The sequence below is a fragment of the Sphingopyxis sp. genome (genome assembly GCF_965227415.1).
Classification (GTDB): domain Bacteria; phylum Pseudomonadota; class Alphaproteobacteria; order Sphingomonadales; family Sphingomonadaceae; genus Sphingopyxis.
The window spans coordinates 2,032,426-2,049,121 of record NZ_OZ245749.1; the positions used below are offsets into that span (position 1 = coordinate 2,032,426).

At 61.8% G+C, this 16,696-nt stretch carries 15 protein-coding genes; 3 read left to right on the forward strand and 12 right to left on the reverse strand.

The genetic code is table 11. From position 1 onward, the window contains the following. Positions 1–136 precede the first annotated feature (136 nt). From ACO055_RS09975 to ACO055_RS10000, 6 genes are all read right to left on the reverse strand, one after another. Complete coding sequence (locus ACO055_RS09975; protein WP_422062373.1) at positions 137–1,012, reverse strand: hypothetical protein; 876 nt, start codon at positions 1,010–1,012, stop codon at positions 137–139. An 86-nt stretch (positions 1,013–1,098) separates the two neighbouring features. Next, a complete protein-coding gene (locus tag ACO055_RS09980) occupies positions 1,099–2,151 on the reverse strand; it encodes a hypothetical protein (protein WP_422062374.1) in 1,053 nt (350 codons plus the stop codon). A gap of 11 nt (positions 2,152–2,162) precedes the next feature. Then, positions 2,163–4,130, reverse strand: coding sequence for a hypothetical protein (locus ACO055_RS09985; protein ID WP_422062375.1), 1,968 nt, complete (start codon positions 4,128–4,130; stop codon positions 2,163–2,165). Beyond that, positions 4,130–5,380, reverse strand: coding sequence for a metallophosphoesterase family protein (locus ACO055_RS09990; protein ID WP_422062450.1), 1,251 nt, complete (start codon positions 5,378–5,380; stop codon positions 4,130–4,132). Before ACO055_RS09990 ends, ACO055_RS09985 begins: the two co-directional genes overlap by 1 nt. Positions 5,381–5,795: 415 nt before the next feature. Continuing rightward, positions 5,796–6,953, reverse strand: coding sequence for an ImmA/IrrE family metallo-endopeptidase (locus ACO055_RS09995; protein ID WP_422062376.1), 1,158 nt, complete (start codon positions 6,951–6,953; stop codon positions 5,796–5,798). After that, entirely contained in the window at positions 6,950–7,252 is a 303-nt protein-coding gene (locus ACO055_RS10000) for a hypothetical protein (RefSeq protein WP_422062377.1), read from the reverse strand. The genes ACO055_RS09995 and ACO055_RS10000 overlap by 4 nt, the downstream gene beginning before the upstream one ends. A gap of 138 nt (positions 7,253–7,390) precedes the next feature. On the opposite strand from ACO055_RS10000, the gene ACO055_RS10005 reads away from it, so the two are divergent. Genes ACO055_RS10005 through ACO055_RS10015 form a run of 3 tightly spaced genes read left to right on the forward strand, consistent with a single transcriptional unit; the run spans position 7,391 to position 10,214 of the window. Beyond that, positions 7,391–8,482, forward strand: a complete 1,092-nt coding sequence (locus tag ACO055_RS10005) for a multiubiquitin domain-containing protein (protein WP_422062378.1) — start codon at positions 7,391–7,393, stop codon at positions 8,480–8,482. After that, complete coding sequence (locus tag ACO055_RS10010; protein ID WP_422062379.1) at positions 8,479–9,852, forward strand: ThiF family adenylyltransferase; 1,374 nt, start codon at positions 8,479–8,481, stop codon at positions 9,850–9,852. Before ACO055_RS10005 ends, ACO055_RS10010 begins: the two co-directional genes overlap by 4 nt. After that, positions 9,849–10,214 carry a DUF6527 family protein gene (locus tag ACO055_RS10015; protein WP_422062380.1) on the forward strand — a complete coding sequence of 122 codons (366 nt, stop codon included), beginning with the start codon at positions 9,849–9,851 and terminating at the stop codon, positions 10,212–10,214. Before ACO055_RS10010 ends, ACO055_RS10015 begins: the two co-directional genes overlap by 4 nt. Before the next feature lie 224 nt (positions 10,215–10,438). Here the strand turns inward: ACO055_RS10015 and ACO055_RS10020 are convergent, their stop codons facing one another. From ACO055_RS10020 to ACO055_RS10045, 6 genes are all read right to left on the reverse strand, one after another. Next, entirely contained in the window at positions 10,439–11,278 is an 840-nt protein-coding gene (locus ACO055_RS10020; RefSeq protein ID WP_054586724.1) for an NYN domain-containing protein, read from the reverse strand. Further along, on the reverse strand, positions 11,275–12,198 hold the full coding sequence (locus tag ACO055_RS10025; RefSeq protein WP_054586723.1) for a nucleotidyltransferase and HEPN domain-containing protein: 924 nt from the start codon (positions 12,196–12,198) through the stop codon (positions 11,275–11,277). The genes ACO055_RS10020 and ACO055_RS10025 overlap by 4 nt, the downstream gene beginning before the upstream one ends. Before the next feature lie 65 nt (positions 12,199–12,263). Then, the gene (locus ACO055_RS10030; RefSeq protein ID WP_422062381.1) at positions 12,264–13,205 is read right to left on the reverse strand and encodes a DUF2493 domain-containing protein; all 942 of its coding nucleotides are present in this window, start codon (positions 13,203–13,205) and stop codon (positions 12,264–12,266) included. A gap of 551 nt (positions 13,206–13,756) precedes the next feature. Further along, positions 13,757–15,013, reverse strand: a complete 1,257-nt coding sequence (locus ACO055_RS10035; RefSeq protein ID WP_054586720.1) for a type II toxin-antitoxin system HipA family toxin — start codon at positions 15,011–15,013, stop codon at positions 13,757–13,759. Then, positions 15,010–15,228 carry a type II toxin-antitoxin system Y4mF family antitoxin gene (locus ACO055_RS10040; RefSeq protein ID WP_054586719.1) on the reverse strand — a complete coding sequence of 73 codons (219 nt, stop codon included), beginning with the start codon at positions 15,226–15,228 and terminating at the stop codon, positions 15,010–15,012. Before ACO055_RS10040 ends, ACO055_RS10035 begins: the two co-directional genes overlap by 4 nt. Positions 15,229–15,483: 255 nt before the next feature. Beyond that, positions 15,484–16,512, reverse strand: coding sequence for a DUF7146 domain-containing protein (locus ACO055_RS10045; protein ID WP_422062382.1), 1,029 nt, complete (start codon positions 16,510–16,512; stop codon positions 15,484–15,486). Positions 16,513–16,696: the final 184 nt, after the last annotated feature.

A 16,696-nucleotide genomic window follows, 5' to 3' on the forward strand; every position in this document is an offset into this window, starting at 1 on the left:
ACAAAGTACGGTCGGCAGCCTTATGCGCCCGAACCCCTCTATTCCCGCATTCAGAGGGGCGTCAAAAGCCGGCATACGATCAGCCCCCTCCGACAAAAGGGAGATGCCGTGTCGCTTAAATAACCATCGCCTGAACTCAGAAAATCGCTTTGCCCGGCTTCCTGTGCCGTTGCTGCGTGATGCTCACAGACATCTGCGAACCAGCACCGGCCCGCTTGTTATGCCGAATATTCTCTTCGAGCGTATTTACCGCAATATCCCATGTTCCCGCTGGCGCCAAAGCTTCTAAGCTGAAGTCATTGGCGACGAGAGCCGCAACCATTCCCGGATATCGGCGAGCATGGAAATCCCATGTTGTGAGCGCTTTCGCCCGAACTAACGGTTCTGGGTGAGTCCGCATTAGGCGGTAGATATCGGAGAGGTAACGCACCCCTTCCGGCAGAGCTGGGGAATGATCGCTGACTATCCGATTGGGGAAGGGATATCCGTCACCGGACGCCTCGTGCAGATATTCTAAGGGGCGACTTAAATAGACAAACGAGAAGTCGTCGGTGAAGGGTGCAACCTTGAAAAACCGATTGTACGGCAGACATGAGGAATGGAGCGCGAGGCCAATCAAAGGCAGCCGCTTTTCCGACTGGTAAGCGTCGATAAGGGCTTTTCCATAGAAGGCATCCAGATTCTCAAGCTGATAGTGATTGAACTCTCCAGCGATCAGGACAGCCCGGAACCATATGTCCTGCCCCACCAAGCGGCTGTAAAGATCTTCTGCCGCCTCTGTTAAATACCAGACATAGAAATTGCGGTCTTCGTCATTGCGCGCTTCGACGGGGTTGTAGACCAGCACCGTATCCGAAAACACGATGGTCTTGAATGCCTTATCCCGATGTACATTGAGCTTGTTCAAGATCGCATAGGTACGAGCGACCGAACGGGGATCGCTCTTCGTCATTTCGGAGAAACCGAGAATGTCGATGTACAGCAGAAATCGCGTTGGGGCAGGCTCAGTCATCTTAGCTCACCATCATCGACTTGGTCCTCAAACTCATTAATTTCTACGACCCGTCGCCGCTATGAGGGTTGGTTGTGCCGCTAGTTTCAATCCGCGCCATCGAGCGGGCGCCCAGGGCCAGAACTCAGGTCGTCGACTACGTAGGTCCAACTTTTGCCAAGCGAAGGTGTATCCGTTTCGACATACCTCTCGGGCACGCGACAAACGAGCGTGAAATGTGGCCTGAGCAGTGCTGCGATACCGATGCCAAGCGCATGCGGTTTCGTGCCGAGGCTCAGTCCCACATCGTTGAAACGGGTATCGCTATCGAGCACGGCAATTGCCGAACCGCTTGTCTCAACAACCCCCCCAGCAGGCGTCCGGACCAGTTCTTCGGGCGGCACGTCGAGATTGCTGGCCAGAGCATAGGCCTCGCTATCGCTACGTTCCTCGTAATCCGCTGTGAACCCCGGATTGGGCGTGATCAGAACGTGGCGTTCCGCCTCGTAAGTGCGAATGAATTTCCGCGCCTGAAACGTCTCGAAGCCGATCGAAGCTATGATGCGGATCTTGCGGTCCGGGTTGAGTTCCCCTTCTAAATAGGGGACCGGAAATGAGGCCCACTCGCCATGCGTGAAGGAATGATCTGGAGCCAGTACCGTATTGGCCTGCGACGGCGCGTATTTACCCTCAGAGTAAAAGAATGCGATCGAGCGAACGGCGCCAGCTTTTACCGAGAACCCGAGGATCAGAAGCATATAGTATTTCGGAAGGCATGTCATATCGACAACCAGGTCGATAGGCCGCTGCAATCGGGCCTTTGTAGCCAAAATGAAGCCTATCAGAGCGTCCCGCCAGCCGAAGAAATCCCGAACTGAACCCCCCGGCAGGTCATAAAAATGACGGGCCTTTTGCCGAGCGTGCAGCAACAGTATATCGTCATGAACTTGCCGTCGACCAGACTCTCCAATTTCGTCAAAACGGACAACGGCGGCGGTTTCGAAATCACCTGCCTCGGCGGCGCATATCTCGGTGCAGCGACGTTCCCAGCTCGAAACCAGTAACAGCGCGTCGCCGCGCAGCTTGCTTTCCGCAGTTGGCCGGCAAATCTCGGAAATCGCGAGATGGCCGCGGCGCGAGAGGAGTTCTGGAATAGACATTGTCATTGAATTCAAAGCAGCTTGGGATGATCTGTAGGAATATCACGTGAGATGCGCTGGTAGGCCCGATCAACCAGAGCATCGAGCGTTTCCGCCGATCCTTCACACATCTCGGCAAACTCGGCCATCGGCATGCGTAGTAGGCCATATGGCCCGCGATAGGAGAAACCAAACTCGGGAGCAAAACGGCGATGGAGGTGAAAGGCCAGTTCATGCGCATCATCGTCGTCATTCTGGTCCGGCCTGGCCGGACGCAAAAGCCCGTCGGCTTCGCAGCGGCGCAGGACGCGGGTGATGAAGGCACGGCGTCCCGGAGGCCCACCTTTGTCCTGGTCTAACGCCGACAAGTCAAAGATGAAGTTTCCGCGCTCGGGCGTCGCAAGCGTAGATTCCGCGTTGGGGTTGGACTGCAGTTGCGCTGTCAACTTACCAATAAACTCAACGGCACGGGTCGCCTCCGCCCAGTCGCGTTCGATGATGTTGCGAATGCCGTCGAGCTTGGCGCGGCTCGAGTTCCGTACTCCGACGCGCTGCACATCTTGCGACAGGGGCGTCTCACGCTGCTGGAGATCGGCAACGGCCCGGATCTCCTTTCGGCGCAGCGCCTCGTCATAGATCGACCCGATCAACTCGAGATAGTCGCGGATGCAGAGATTGCTGAGAGATACGATCGTCCGAGCTCCAACATAGGGGATATTGGTGATTCGGAACTCAGCGAAAATCGTGAGCATCGCCGCGACATTCTTGCGGCGCAGATATGCCTGGAGGTTGGCTTCGCGCTCGTCTGCAAGCCGGTGCCCAAGTTTCTCGAGAACGTAGGTCTCGAAGATGGGCGGCACATGGTTGCGCCCCTTTCGGAGGTCGCTGGCACGCGCACGCTCGACAAGCTGCGCAAATTCTGCCGACAACGAGTGAGCGGCTTGATTGGCCAGCAGGGCATTGATCGACACCTTGCCGAGGAGGTCGTCGAGTCCGAAAAAATCACGCGGCAGTTCCGAAAGCGGAACGCTTCGCAAGCCAGGATCCGAATAATAGATGCGCAGCAGACTGACGCCTTCACAGAGCCGGTAAAACTCGGTGCTACCCATATCGTCGAGCAGGAGCTGGGTGCGGTCGGCGTCGCTAAGGGTCTGACTATAATGAACTGTATTGGTTGAATCATAGTCGACCGAGACATAGCTCACGACCCAGAAGAGAGGATTGCGGGTGCTTCTTACCAGTGAATTGAGGAAGCGCTGTTGAGCCGGTTGCAACGTTTCGCAATCGTCGATGCAAATCTTGAGATGGAAGCCGGCGGAGCAGCTACCTTCGGCCGTGCATGCAAGGTCGCGCAGCGCGGAGGCAAGCTCATTGATGAAGACGCCGGGCTGGGTTTCGAGCGAGATCGCGAGGGCATCGTGCACCTGCCCCCGCGTGATCAAGACGTTGAGGCGCTGATGGAGGCGGCGAAAAACAACGGAAAGCCCGTCAAGACCTTGGCAGCCTTCGTCTCCAACCGCTCGTGCCAGCGGCGGATAACGGCCAAGGATCGCGTTCACCAACGCGTCCTCGTCATCCGTGGAGTAGCTGAAGCGCTGAGTGGCTCGCAGCGAGCTTATCGCCTCGCAGATGAGCTGGGCCCCCACGAACTCGATCAATTGCGAAAATATCTCATAGCCGACCAGCTCCGGCGCTGGGCTGTCCGGAAAGCAGAGCGTCCAATCAATCAGCCCGATCGCGGAAGTAAGGAAGTCCGGCAGGCGAAAATAGACCGCCACATAGTCAGGCGGATTCGAGCCGAGCTGATCGCGTACTGTGGGATTGTATAGCCGCTCCCTCCAGTTCACCGCCTTCAGAAGGCTGGTCTTTCCGCTACCGCGGGTACCTGCGACATAGACAGACTTCAGCCCTTCGAGCAGTTGAACGTTCGGGGACAACCAGATCAATGGATGATCGTGGTGTTCGAACCGAGTGGGACGGAAGGGATTGGGCGGCGTCATCAGATGCTCCTCGTGACACGCCAATGAATGCTGGGCCGATCGTAATTCGGAATCTCGAGTGCGCCCAACCACCGAAGCTCAGTAAGCGCGTCATCGAGCTCTCCAGACGGCCAGCCGAGTTGCACCAGTAAATCGCCGCGCGTAGTTACCTTGTCAGGATCGAGGATCTTCATCAATTCGCGCGCCTGCGCCGTGGCGAGACGCAGTCCCTCAGCCGCGGTCCAGGCAGGTATAACGCTTGAGGCGGCAATGCGGCACTGACTTCCGTCGAGGCGATGAGCGATTACGCGGCAGCCGAGCGGAACAGAGTCGCGACTGAAGGCAATTTCGATGACATTATAGCCGTCGCGAAAAAGCGGAGCGGAGATGGAGATAATTGCCGACCGTGTTCGATCGGGAACCCGGATCACCTCGATCGGACTAGTGTGGAGATGTCCGTGCAGATAGATGATGGGCCGATCAAGATTCAGCAGAGCCGTCCGTATTGCGCCGCCATTGATAAGCTCGGAATATGGCGCGATACGAGGCATGGCTTGCGGAAGCAAATTATGGTGCGCGCAGATCACAGGCAGCACCGTCTCTCCCAGATTCGATAGGATTGCATCGAGCATCGCAATGGTGTGCTCATCTATGGCCGGGGTATCGATCTGCTCATACAGCTCTTCAAGTTCGTCGCTCGTGCCGCCCTCGGCCATAAGCTTCCGGATCGCTGGCCCGGCATGTTTCTCGACTATGCTTCCAAGCAGGCGCAGTTGGCCACATCCGCGGCAGCTATTCACGCCGAATATGCGGACCTCGGAGGCATCATCCCCACGCAAGACCGATTCGCAGGGTGCCAATATGCTTGCAGGTGCAAATCCCGCTGCGCCCAGCACGTCATTTATATTCTCGAAGCGGACGTCAGTATCCGGGTCCAAGCGACGATCGACATCGTGGTTGCCAATGATAAGTTTGCAATCGGGATGGCCGGCAGCGGGCCAAGCCTCGGCGAATAGGCGCCGAATATAACGCGCACAATCGCCCAGCGCGGCAGCGTCGCCGCGTGTGGTAAAATCGCCCATGAATGTCACAAAATCGACGGCGCCAGTATCGAGGAGATGGCTCAGGCTTCGGAAGACGGCTTGAAGCGGCGCGGTACCGATGGAGTCGCGTAATGCGGCCGGGAAGCCCGGGTCTTTAGCGTCTACCGGAGATGCGAAGTTCTCAGCGTCAGAGTAATGAATATCGCCAACTTGGACGACGCGAAACACACGCAATTAGAAATGCTCCCCCCGAAGTATTGCGTACTGATGTAGAGCGCCGCTCACGTTTCCGCTAGTGGAGAAACTTTCAACCACCGACCAGTCGTCCACCATCGCGCTAGGGCGCACAAAGGCGGAATGAATATCCTAAACTACGCTAAATCAGGGAAGCGACATAATCGGACCGAACCCATGTTGCGCGCCACCCTTATAGTCTCGGCGATGCTCACGGCCCAACGGATGGCGCAGCCCTGCTTCGACGCACTTCGCCCAAGTGCGGGCGCTTGCCCCGCAAGTACAAGCCTAGCCGGTTACAAACTTTCCGGTTCCCGGGACCAAAAATCGAGCGGACGTGCCGAAGCGTTCCAGAGCACTCGCCGTCCGAGCAAATGGAGCTTATGCTGTGATCTTAGGATGAACCAGATTAGGTTCTACTTTGCAGGTAAATCCTCACCTCTCCGCGGCCTAGCATCTTCGAGAAGCGGCGATACTCATTGTGTTCTCGCTGCCATCTACCTGCCACAATAGCGGGATGGATATTCGCTGCCGCTGCGAGATCGTTGATATCTTCGCTGTCCATACTGCGCGACACACTCTTCGACCACAATTCAGGCGGTATAAGCGCATTCTGCGCAAATGCGTCGGCCTCATCCTCGATTTGATCCGAACTCTTCAGTTCGAGGTCATCGAGAATGAGCGGCGTCGCGTCGCTGAGATGGTGTGAGACGTGGCAGAATTCGTGCAGGAGGGTGAACCAGAAATTATCGACCCTGTCGTACCGCAGCGTCATGGCGATGACGTCAATGCCGTCGTCCCGGCACATCGCGGCGCCATCGAGATAGGTGCCCGGCAGATGCTCGAGGGTCACAAGGACAACGCCCCATTTGCGGAGCAATTCGCGGGCGCGCGCAGGACCATCGGAAGCTGTGCTCAGCTGCGCGAGCGTCCGGGCGGCGTCGGCGCCGCGCTGCTTCTTCTTCGGCTTCGCGATGTCAACTTGATCGGCGAGATGGCGCACGGCCGCAAGCCAGGCGGTAAGCGCCGCTTGATCCGTCTTGGCGTTTGTTCGCTGTGTCCGCGACTTGCGCAGGAATGCGGCCGCTTTTTGTGGGCCGACCATGCGCTTCATGAACGCGGCGTAAGTCTCCTTCGCCTTCATCAGACCCAGGCTGCGTAGCCGTTGCAGGGCGGGCACTGACGGCTCCTTGGGCTCTGCGGCCGGCTCGGGTTCGTCTTGCTGGATCAGCGCATCGGCAGGTATACCGAGATGGCGGTGGAGTGCACGGATCATGTCCAGTGACAATGGCCGCGCGCCCGAAAGCACCTCGGACACGCGCGATCGCGAGCCGATAAAGGGTTCAAGATCGCGCGGTTTCAGCCCGGCCTGTTCCATCCGAAAGCGAATGGCCGCGAGCGGTGTCGGCGCTTCCATGGGATAATTGCGGCGCTCGAAATCCTCCGTGACAAGCGCCAGCATGTCGATATCGTCGCGCGAAGCCTTGTCGGTTTTGTCCCATAGTTTCGCGAGGCGCGCTCTGGCCTTGCGGTAGTCGGCATCGGTCCGGATCGGCGAAACGCTCACGTCTTTTTTCCCGGCCTCACTGCAATCGCCGAATCAAGATCCGAGGCAGTCCCAGCAAATTCCACCACGGCAACATCCTTTCCATAGCTGATAGCAATCGCTGCGCAATGGCAGCCGTCGAGATCGACGATGAGGCGCCCGCGCAGGAAACGCGCCGCGGGAAACGCGGCGCGGCAATCTTCGTCCGACTGCCAGGTGGCCGCTTCAAGCTCTGCGGCCAACGCATGCACCGCATCGCGCAGATTGCATGCAGCGCCTTGCGTCAACGTCAACAGCTCGGGTCTGCCAATCAGCCTCATCGGCGCCTCGCATAGCCGGGAACGAATTGCAAGCAAAATAGCTCCCAAATTGGGATCAACAATAACTGTTGCGAATCGGCACGGGATAGCAGATGATCATCTCGTTCCCATTTCGGGATATAGATGGAGCATCGACAGATGAACAGCGTGAACACCTCTCTCGGCACCTTGATCCGCATCGCCGGCGCGGACCTTGAATTTCGTTCGGTCCACATCGGCGACAACACGCCGACCGGGCACCAGATCGCCCATTTGTCGGGCAGCAAGCCGCCCGACGATGTCGTCGTCCTGCGGATGCTCGACGACGGCGGTCTGGACCTTGTCCGCCCCGACGAAGTGGTTGATGTCAGCGACGGCCAGGCGCGTTTTGTCGTCGGCATCGCCGACCATGTCGCGTTCGCGAAGGTCGATGGCGAGCGGCACCAGTGGCTCGGCGGCGTGATCAGCGGCACCGCGCTGCGCCGCCTCGCCGCAGTGCCCGACGACCACGCGATCCTCCTGGAACGGGTGGACCAGCCCGACAAGGAGATCGCCCCCGACGATCTCGTCAATCTTGATCGCGAAGGCATCGAATCCTTCATCACCCGCAAAAAGAGCTGGAAGCTCAACGTGCACGGTGTCGTGGTCGAATTCGGGACGCCGAGCGTCAAGGTGCGTGACGCCTTGATTGAGGCCAAGTTCGATCCCTCGAAGCCGTGGCAGATTTTCCTGAAGGTCGCGGGCCAGCCGAAGGTCGAAGTGACCCTCGATCAGGAAATCGACCTGACCACGCCGGGCATCGAAAAGTTGCGCCTGATGCCCCGTGCGGTCGACAATGGCGAGGCGCCCGGCGCGCCTCGCCGCACCTTCGCGCTGCTCGAGGAGGATGTGGCGTATCTTGACGGCCTTGCGCTTCGCTGGGAGACGGTCGTCGAAAAGGGACGGCGCTGGCTGGTAATCCGCGACTATCCCTTGCCGCCCGGCTACAGCGTCCCGACGAGCGACCTCGCGCTGGAACTCCCCGAGACCTATCCGCAAGCGCAGATCTACGGCTTCTACGCTTACCCCCCGCTCGCCTTGGCCAGCGGGCGGGCCATTGCCAACACGCAACTGAATGGCGTGATCGACGGCAAGCCCTATGTCGGCTGGTCGCGCTATCGCCCCGGCCAGCCCTGGAACCCGGACGTCGACAACGTGGTGAGCCAGTTCGCGCTGGTCGAAGCCGCACTGCTGAAGGAAGCCGGCGAATGATACCGCGCACCACCTTGGCGATGGCGGGCGTGCACCATGCCGCCCTGCAGCAGCATCTCTTTCCGGGCGACGGTCTCGAAGCGGCAGCGATCCTGCTTTGCGCAAAAGGCGCCGGGCATCGCAGCCGCTACATCGTGCGCGACATTCTGCCCGTGCCGCATGCGGATTGCTTTGAGCGCACGCCCGTTTTCGTTTCCTGGCCGGGCGCGTGGATCGAACAGGCGATCGACCGAGGCGAGAAAGACAATCTGTCGATCGTGCTGGCGCATTCCCATCCGGGCGGATTGCGCGAATTTTCGGCGCAGGACGACGCCAGCGACCAAGCGGTCATCGCATCCCTTTTCCAGGCTTATGGCCGCACGCACGGATCGGCGCTGATGGTGCCGGATGGCGCCATGACGGCTCGCCTCTACGAGCCCGACATGACGGTCCGTCCGATCGACCTCGTAGCCGTGGCCGGCGATAACCTCGCCTTTCACTGGCCCGGCGCCGGGCGGCGGCCCGCTGCATTCACAAGCGGCATGACGGCGGAACTCGGGCGGCTCACCGCAGTGGTGATCGGCGTCTCGGGAACCGGATCCATCGTCGCCGAACAGGCGGCGCGGCTGGGTTTCGGACGCGTCATTCTGATCGATTTCGACAAGGTCGAGCGCCGCAACCTCAATCGCATCCTCCATTCCACGCTCGCCGACGCCGCGGCAGAACTGCTTAAAGTGGCTGGCGCGGCGCGCGCCATCACCGAGTACCGCGGCGAAGGCGTCGCAATTCCGATAGCCGCTTCGATCAACACCCGCGACGCTGTGCTCGCGGCCGCTCAAGGCGATGTGCTTTTCAGCTGCGTCGACACGCTTCTCGCACGCCAGATCGCCGATCTGATGGCGTCTAGCTTCGTCATGCCCCTGTTCGACATGGGGGTCACGATCCCGGCGCGTAGCACAGACGGGGAGGAGGTATCGATCATCGATGCCGTCGGCCGTGTCGACTATGTCCAGCCCGGCGGCTCGACGCTCCAGTCCCGCGGTGTCTACACTCCCGCCAGCGTCCGCGCTGAGTATCTCGCCGACGCCGACCCCGCAGCGCATGCGGTCGAACTCGCCGCCGGATATTTCGACGGGGCAGCCGAAGAAGCTCCTGCCGTGATCTCGCTCAACATGCGTGCCGCGTCCGCCGCGATGAACGAGTTCATCCTTCGGGCCTACCCGTTCCGCCTCGACCCCAATCGCGGCTTCGCCCGCACCAAGTTCAGCCTGGCCGGCGGCGACGAGGATCATTTCTCGGAGGATTATTTCGAAGCGGGCTCCGTCAAGCTACTGGGCCGCGGCGGCCAAGAACCGCTTCTGAACATTCCGGCTCTCGGACCGTTGCCATGACCGGCTGGCGCTGGTGGTCCACGCTCCGCGCGCGGTTTCGCCAGCTGTGGCGGAAAGCGGCGAACCGCAGCGACCCGCATTGGGAAACCCAATGGCTCAATGCTGACATCCTTCCGGACCGGCTCCCCATTCGAACGGTCGTCGTCACGCAGGACGATGGCGAGGCCTGGAGCGTCGGCATGACATGTCCATGCGGCTGCGGCGACGCGATCGAACTCGCCCTGTTCCCCGAAGCCGAACAGCGCTGGCGGCTGAGCGTCGACGCCAAGGGTCGGCCCTCGATCTCGCCGTCGGTTTGGCGACGTACAGGCTGCCGGTCGCATTTCTGGCTCCGAGAAGGCCGCATCTTCTGGTGTCGGTAACCGAAAAGATGGAAACAATACGCAGCAAACCATCGCTCCAATGGCCGATCCCGCGGCACGCCCGTCAACGCGACGTGCAATCGTTCCCGCGGTAAATTGATATCGCGAAAGACCTGCCACATGATGGTTTGGAACGACTGCTATCAGGAAGGGATCAAGGATTGTTCGAGCGTCCGACATCGGGCGCGAAGCGGCCATGTCGCCAAGCAGCTGCAAGATCGCGACTATTGGGATGCCGGTCTCGCCGCTCGGTCTCTGTTTCTCTTGTCGGCGACAAAGCTCTGGCCGCCCTCACCCTTGACGATCTCGAACAGCCCAGTCGCCTCGAAGAGCGCTGGAAAGTTCTTGGCCCCATAATTTCTTGGGTCGATCGGCGCCTGCCGCTTAACTGCGCTACCGGCCGAGGACATCGACGCCCATCCGTCGTCGCGCGCCGACGCCTCGACCGCTCCGCGGAGAATCGTCACCAGTTTGGTGTCCTGCGCGAGTTTCTTGTTGGTCGCCTTAGCGGGCGGCGTACCAGCCTTGGCCGGCTCTTTCGCTTTTGGCGCCTTCGCTACGGCTGGCTCGGCTGGTGTGGTCGGCGCGTCGATGCCTTCGAGGTTGTCGAGATAGAGGAAAGTCGTGCAGGCGTTGACAAAAGGGCTTGGGGTTTTGCGTTCGCCGAAACCGTAGACTTCATGGCCGTTGGCCCGGAGCTGCATGACGAGAGGTGTGAAGTCGGCATCGCTCGACGCGAGGCAGAAGGCGTCGAGCTTTTGCGTGTACAGAAGTTCCATCGCGTCTATCACCAAGGCGATGTCGGTGGCATTCTTTCCGGTGGAATAGTTGAACTGCTGGATCGGCCGGATCGCAAATTCGTGAAGCTTGTCCTTCCAGCCCTTGAGGCTGTCGCTTGCCCAGTTGCCATAGGCGCGCCGAATATTCGCGGTTCCATATTTTGATAGTTCAGCCAGCATGGCTGCGATCTTATTGTGGGAGACATTGTCGGCGTCGATCAGCAATGCGATCTTGCGATCCGCGACTACGCGAGCGCGATCAGATCCATCAGGCGTATCGGTCATCGGCGTAGCGCCTCCTCCAATGCCGCGATCCGCTCCGAGCAGATAGCAAGCACTGCGCGGCCAAGTTCCACGACACGGTCCGACAGCCAGAGCAGGTCTTCACCGCTGATCCTATAATGCTTCGAATAGCGCGCCTTCACATAGGCCTCTTTCAGCTTTTCAAAGCGGGCCCGATCGGCCTTCAAGTCACGTGGCCATGCATCGACGAGACGCATGTCGATCCGCTCTGCCTGCGTCCGGAGAAATCCGAGGTTGTGCACGTGCGGTGTGTAGAAAGTGCAAACCAACAACGCGCAGTGGTAGAGAAATTCCGCAGCTTGGTGGGTATCGAAGGCGGACTCCCGATAACGGCCTTGGCCGCGGGTATAATTCGCGGTGTCTAATCTTCCAGCCGCTGCCGGATACCACTCGTCGAAATACTCCCGCGCCATCGCCAGCGCCTGCTCGGGCGTCTTCGGCTTCGGCTGGTGCAATTCCTTGTCGTCATATTCGTAGAGCGCGATCCCGTCGCGCGCGACGTCCATGAAGAAATAGCGCCCGTGCGCGAGCCCGTCGTTCACCTCCTGTAGCGTGTGGACGATGAAGTTCACCGGCGTGTGCAGCGTCTTGTCGATCGCGAGCTCGCGGGTCAGCCGGTCGTCGAGCTTGGCCCAGAAGTCGACCTTGTCGGTCAGCCTCTTGTCGTTGACGATGATAAGGAGATCGAAGTCCGAGCGATAGCCCTTGGCGGTGTGCGGCTCGTCGACCCAGCCGCCGCGCGCATAGCTGCCGTAGAGGATGATCTTGTCGATCCGCCCCTTCTTCTTCCAGCTCATGGTCCCGAGCGCCAAGGCATCCTCGAATTCTTCGAAGATGATCGCCTTCACGCGCTCGAGCTCGCGCTGCTTGTTGGCCGGGAGATGATCGAGATCGGTACGCATCGCTCGTTCCTTCTGTGGTCACATGCTCGCCCGATGGCAAGCGCGGTCAGGTCCAATTCGGCACCTCATGGTGCCTCGCGGATACGGAAATCCCAGACCGGGATGCCGAACGCGCGCGCCTTGTCGACGAGATTGTCCTGGATGCCGGTGCCCGAGAAAACGATGAGCCCGGCGGGCATGGCGTCGATCAGCCGCTCGTTGCGCTTGAAGGGCGCGGCCTTTTTGTCGCGGTTCCAGTCGGGGCGGAACGCGACCTGCGGAACCTTGCGCGCGTCGGCCCAGCAGGCGGCGGCGCGCTCGGCGCCGGTCAGGGTCGCGCCGTGGAGAAGGACCATGTCGGCATGGCGGGCATGCACCCGGTCGAGCGCCGACCAGATATGCTGATGATCGTTGCAGGAAGGACCGCCCGAAAAAGCGATGCGCGTGCCCTCGGGGATCAAAGCCCTGGCCTTTTCGCGGAGCCTCTTGTCCATGAAGTCGCGGCTGTCGATCACCGCCGCGGTCATCGTCTGGTGACGGATGCGCGAACCGGTGCGCGGGACCCAGGCTTTGCGGGCATGGATGCGATATTGCTCGGCGGCGCATTCGCGGAAAAATTCCATCGCGTCGCGCCGCTCGATGAGGGTGATGCCTTCGGCGATCGCACGCTCGAGTTCGACCGAGCGGATTTCGCTGCCGTCCTGGCCGCGCTGGAGTTCGCGCTGCGCCGCCTCGTTGCGGTCGAGGTCGCGTTCGATGCGGGTGCCTGCGCCATGGAAGAGATTGACGACGCCCCAGAGCAGATCCTCGAGATCGGGTTCGATCCGTGTATCAACAAGACAGCCCGCGAGCGCATCGAAGATGTCGGCGACGGCACCGCTCGCGAGCCGATCGTCGGGAAGGGGGCGACCGTCGGGTTCGTCCTCGAAGGGGCGATAACCATGGAGCTGCATTTCCTCGAGAAGATGCGCGCTCGCGCCGGGTTCGAAGGACGTGTCGGGATAGGGATGGTCGGCATCGTCGGTCATGGCGCTTGGTCTCCGGTTGCGGCCGCGCCTTTCGCGGCCTTCGCGGCGACGCCTCGCGGCACGCGGGGCGGGCCCGCACCGCAAGGGGGCGAGCCCCCGCGCGGCCGAAGCGCCAGCGGAGGATGGCGGCCGAAGGCTATTTTGTTTCGCGATGCAAAGGGGCGCGAGCCCCGGCGGAAAATAGCCGCCCGGCAAGACATTGCGGCGCCCGCCCCCGCGTGCCGCAGTCGCCCTCCAGCGAAGGCCGAAGGCGCGGTCCGGCACAGGGCGATCATGCCGCTACCATGATGTCCCCGATCGCGGCGCCGTCACCGTTCCCGGCGATCGGCAGGCTTCGGGTGATCGGCGGGAAAGGGGCCATGATGGCGGGACGATGATTGCGATGATCGCGGTGATCGCGGTGATCGCGATTATATGGCGATGCCGTGATCGCGCGATGATGCCGATGATCAAAGCGACGTCGACCCTCATGAGCGCGAGCATTCGCTGCTATGGAGTGGATCGTCCGGACAGCCGGAAGTCGTCTTCAAGAGCTCGCTGCGCGCGCCCGGCTAGAGCGCGCCGCCGATCCTGTCGGCGCGCGCGGCGACGAGTGCGGCGAGGTTGTCCAGCACCGACGCTTCGCAGCCCTCTGCGGCAAGGGTCGCGGCAACAGCGGGCGCAGCGTCGCGTATACGGCCTGCGAGTGTGTATACGCGGCGGCGGACGAAGGGGACGCCAAGCTGCATGTCGGCAGCGAAGCGCGCCCATGCGTCCGCATCGAGATTTTCGAGCTGGTTCGCGCGTCCGATGGGCATGGCGAAGCGGGTCGCCACTTCGGGATAATAAGCGGTGACCATCAGGTCGTAGAGCGGTGCCAGATGCGTCGCCGCGTCGCCTTCATCATCTGCGTAGAGAAGGCTGAAATTCTTGCCATGCGCGTCGGCGTTGCCGATGACCGCATTGAAGATGGCGGCGTCGAGCAGACGCAGCAGGTCGCGCGCGGGCGTCGTGCAGGTCCGGCGGACGAGGTCGAAGCAGGCGGCAAAGCCCGGCCCGCCCTCGATCGCATATTTATTCTCGGGCGCGATACCGAGCGCCTGGCAGAAGTCTTCCTGGTGGATACGGCGAATGATGCCGCCCTCAAGGCGCCGGTCGAAGCGTTCGACGAGGAGGTAGGCGATCGCGCCCGCCCGCCGCGGCTCGACCCGGGCAACGTCAAGATCGACCGCCGCCGCGAGACGCATCGCGAAGGCCTCGGTTTCGACGCTATTCTCGAAGCGGGCGATCGCGGGCTTGACGATATGTGTCGTCGGCTGCCCCGGCGGCGGCAAGGCCGGCGCGCCATCGACCAATATGACGGGAAGCTTCGGCTGCGCGCCGGCGAGCGACATGCGGATGCCCTCGTCGCCGACGAGAAAGGGACGGCGCGGAAGCTCTTCCAGAAGCGCCGCCAGCGCGTCCTGATCGAGAGCTTCGGGTGCCGCGGCCGACGGCGCGGGCACCGCCTCCGCTTCCGGCAGAATGACGAGCGCACCGGCGACATCGCCGCCAAGGGCGTCGAGCAGCGCATAGTCATTCTGCCGCGAGACGCCCGCGGCCCGGGCGGCGGCCTCGCGCTGCCCCTCGTCGGGGAGAAGGCCAGCGAAAAAGGGCCGGGTTTGGGCGCGGGTAAAGGCCCCCTCTTGCCGGGGAAGCGATGCCGAAATGGAGCGAAACGCCGGATCGGCGAGCCATTCGTCGTCATAGCGGAACAACATGGTGCCCTCGCCATTGCGGGCCAGATTGCCGACCCGCACGCCATCCCAATAAATGATGAGGACACTCATCCCGTCAGGCCTTCGCTACGCGTGGTCAGCGCAACGACGATGCCGAGCGCGTCGAGGACATGCAGCACCTTGCCGACCTGGAGAGTCGGCTTGCCGGCTTCGAGATCGACGATGAAGCGGATGCCGACGCCCGCCGCGCCCGCGAGTTCGTCTTGGCGGAGCCCTGCCCGCTTGCGCACGCGGCGCACCATCTGCCCTATGCTACCGATATCCATAAATCTTCCCGTTCGGGAATTTTGTAGCAGAGGAGGACCGTCTCTTCAAGTAATTTTACCGATCGGGAATATTATGACTTTGAAAGCGAATGGGGCCTATATAATTCCCGATCGGGAATATCGCACCGCCCCATCTCCGCGAGCCGGCTTCGAGCTGACGGCTCACGCCCGGCAGGCCGATCGATCGCACGACACACAGGAAGGTTGCTACCTAGAGGCGTTGCCACCCCGAGGCAGACGGCCGCAAGGACGGGATCATGTCAGAAGCCCCCTATCCTCGGGCGCGAGTTGCTCCCTCACGCCGACAACAAGGCCCATGATACCAACCGCCATGAGGTCCTCGTTGAAATCGCCGTGGCGCGGATCGAGCGGCAGGACCGCGACGCCTGCCGAGGCCGCGCGTGCGCCGAGCGTTGCCAACGCAGCCGCCCCAGCCGGGTCCCTGTCGCGGGCGACATAGAGGCGGCGCAGCGATTCCGGAAATTCGATGGCAGCGAGATGTGCCGCCGACAGCCCCGCGATCATCGGCATTTCGGGCAGCGCTTCGCGCAGCGACAGGATGGTTTCGATACCCTCGCCGGCAGCCATGACCTCGCCGGCAGCGCCGAAGCGAACGCCGTGCCCGAGAAGATGGCCCAAGGCGCGGCGCGGATCGGCGACGGGCGCCTTGCCGCCCGAAGGCGCCAGCCAGGTGCGATGGACACCGACGACGACGCCCAGATCATCGGTCACCGCGGCGATCATCGCCGGCCAGGCCGACGGCACGTTGGCAGCATCGTCGCGCGAGGCGCGATAATAGCAGCGCGGATGATAGCGCAGCGATCCCGCCGCGGATTCAATGCCAAGGCCGCGCGACGCCAGATAGGCCGAGGCCAGCGTGCCCTCGGCCGTTTTCGATGCCGCCCAGAGCCGCCGCGCCGCCGCTTCCGTTCCCTGCCGGACCTTGCGAGCGCGCAGCGCAGCGCTATCCGGCAGCGGCATGGGCAGGCTCAGAAAGCGCCGCGCCTCGGTAAGCGTATCACGCATCGAAGCGTGGTCGCAGCTCGCGGCGATGATGTCGAGGAGATCGCCATGCTCGCCGCTCGCGGCATCGGTCCATTTGCCGGCCCGACCGCGCGCACCGCTCTCACCGGACAGGAGCACATAGAGGCTGCGACCCGGCGTGCCGCGGATATCGCCGACGAGCCAGTAGCGGCCTTCGCGGCGGCCGTTCGGAAGATAGCGGCGGCAGACGGCCTCGGCATTGTCGGCAGGGCGGACGACGATATCGGAAATGCTGTCCATAAGGCTCTCCGGCGACGAGCGCGGGACGGCGGTCGCCAGCAACGACCGATCCTCGCAAACGGCGCCGGCAGCCCCTGCCGGCAGAGCGGAGGATGGCACAGAGCGCCCGCCCGTTTCAACAATATGCCGCGACGCGCGGCACGCGCCGATCGCCGCGAACGAAAAAAGGGCGGGACGACCGAAG

Coding starts and splice junctions, on each gene's coding strand:
- ACO055_RS09975 (WP_422062373.1), bottom strand. CDS start 1,012: ATGACTGAGCCTGCCCCAACGCGATTTCTGCTGTACATCGACATTCTC.
- ACO055_RS09980 (WP_422062374.1), bottom strand. CDS start 2,151: ATGTCTATTCCAGAACTCCTCTCGCGCCGCGGCCATCTCGCGATTTCC.
- ACO055_RS09985 (WP_422062375.1), bottom strand. CDS start 4,130: ATGACGCCGCCCAATCCCTTCCGTCCCACTCGGTTCGAACACCACGAT.
- ACO055_RS10000 (WP_422062377.1), bottom strand. CDS start 7,252: ATGAGGCTGATTGGCAGACCCGAGCTGTTGACGTTGACGCAAGGCGCT.
- ACO055_RS10005 (WP_422062378.1), top strand. CDS start 7,391: ATGAACAGCGTGAACACCTCTCTCGGCACCTTGATCCGCATCGCCGGC.
- ACO055_RS10010 (WP_422062379.1), top strand. CDS start 8,479: ATGATACCGCGCACCACCTTGGCGATGGCGGGCGTGCACCATGCCGCC.
- ACO055_RS10015 (WP_422062380.1), top strand. CDS start 9,849: ATGACCGGCTGGCGCTGGTGGTCCACGCTCCGCGCGCGGTTTCGCCAG.
- ACO055_RS10020 (WP_054586724.1), bottom strand. CDS start 11,278: ATGACCGATACGCCTGATGGATCTGATCGCGCTCGCGTAGTCGCGGAT.
- ACO055_RS10025 (WP_054586723.1), bottom strand. CDS start 12,198: ATGCGTACCGATCTCGATCATCTCCCGGCCAACAAGCAGCGCGAGCTC.
- ACO055_RS10030 (WP_422062381.1), bottom strand. CDS start 13,205: ATGACCGACGATGCCGACCATCCCTATCCCGACACGTCCTTCGAACCC.
- ACO055_RS10035 (WP_054586720.1), bottom strand. CDS start 15,013: ATGAGTGTCCTCATCATTTATTGGGATGGCGTGCGGGTCGGCAATCTG.
- ACO055_RS10040 (WP_054586719.1), bottom strand. CDS start 15,228: ATGGATATCGGTAGCATAGGGCAGATGGTGCGCCGCGTGCGCAAGCGG.
- ACO055_RS10045 (WP_422062382.1), bottom strand. CDS start 16,512: ATGGACAGCATTTCCGATATCGTCGTCCGCCCTGCCGACAATGCCGAG.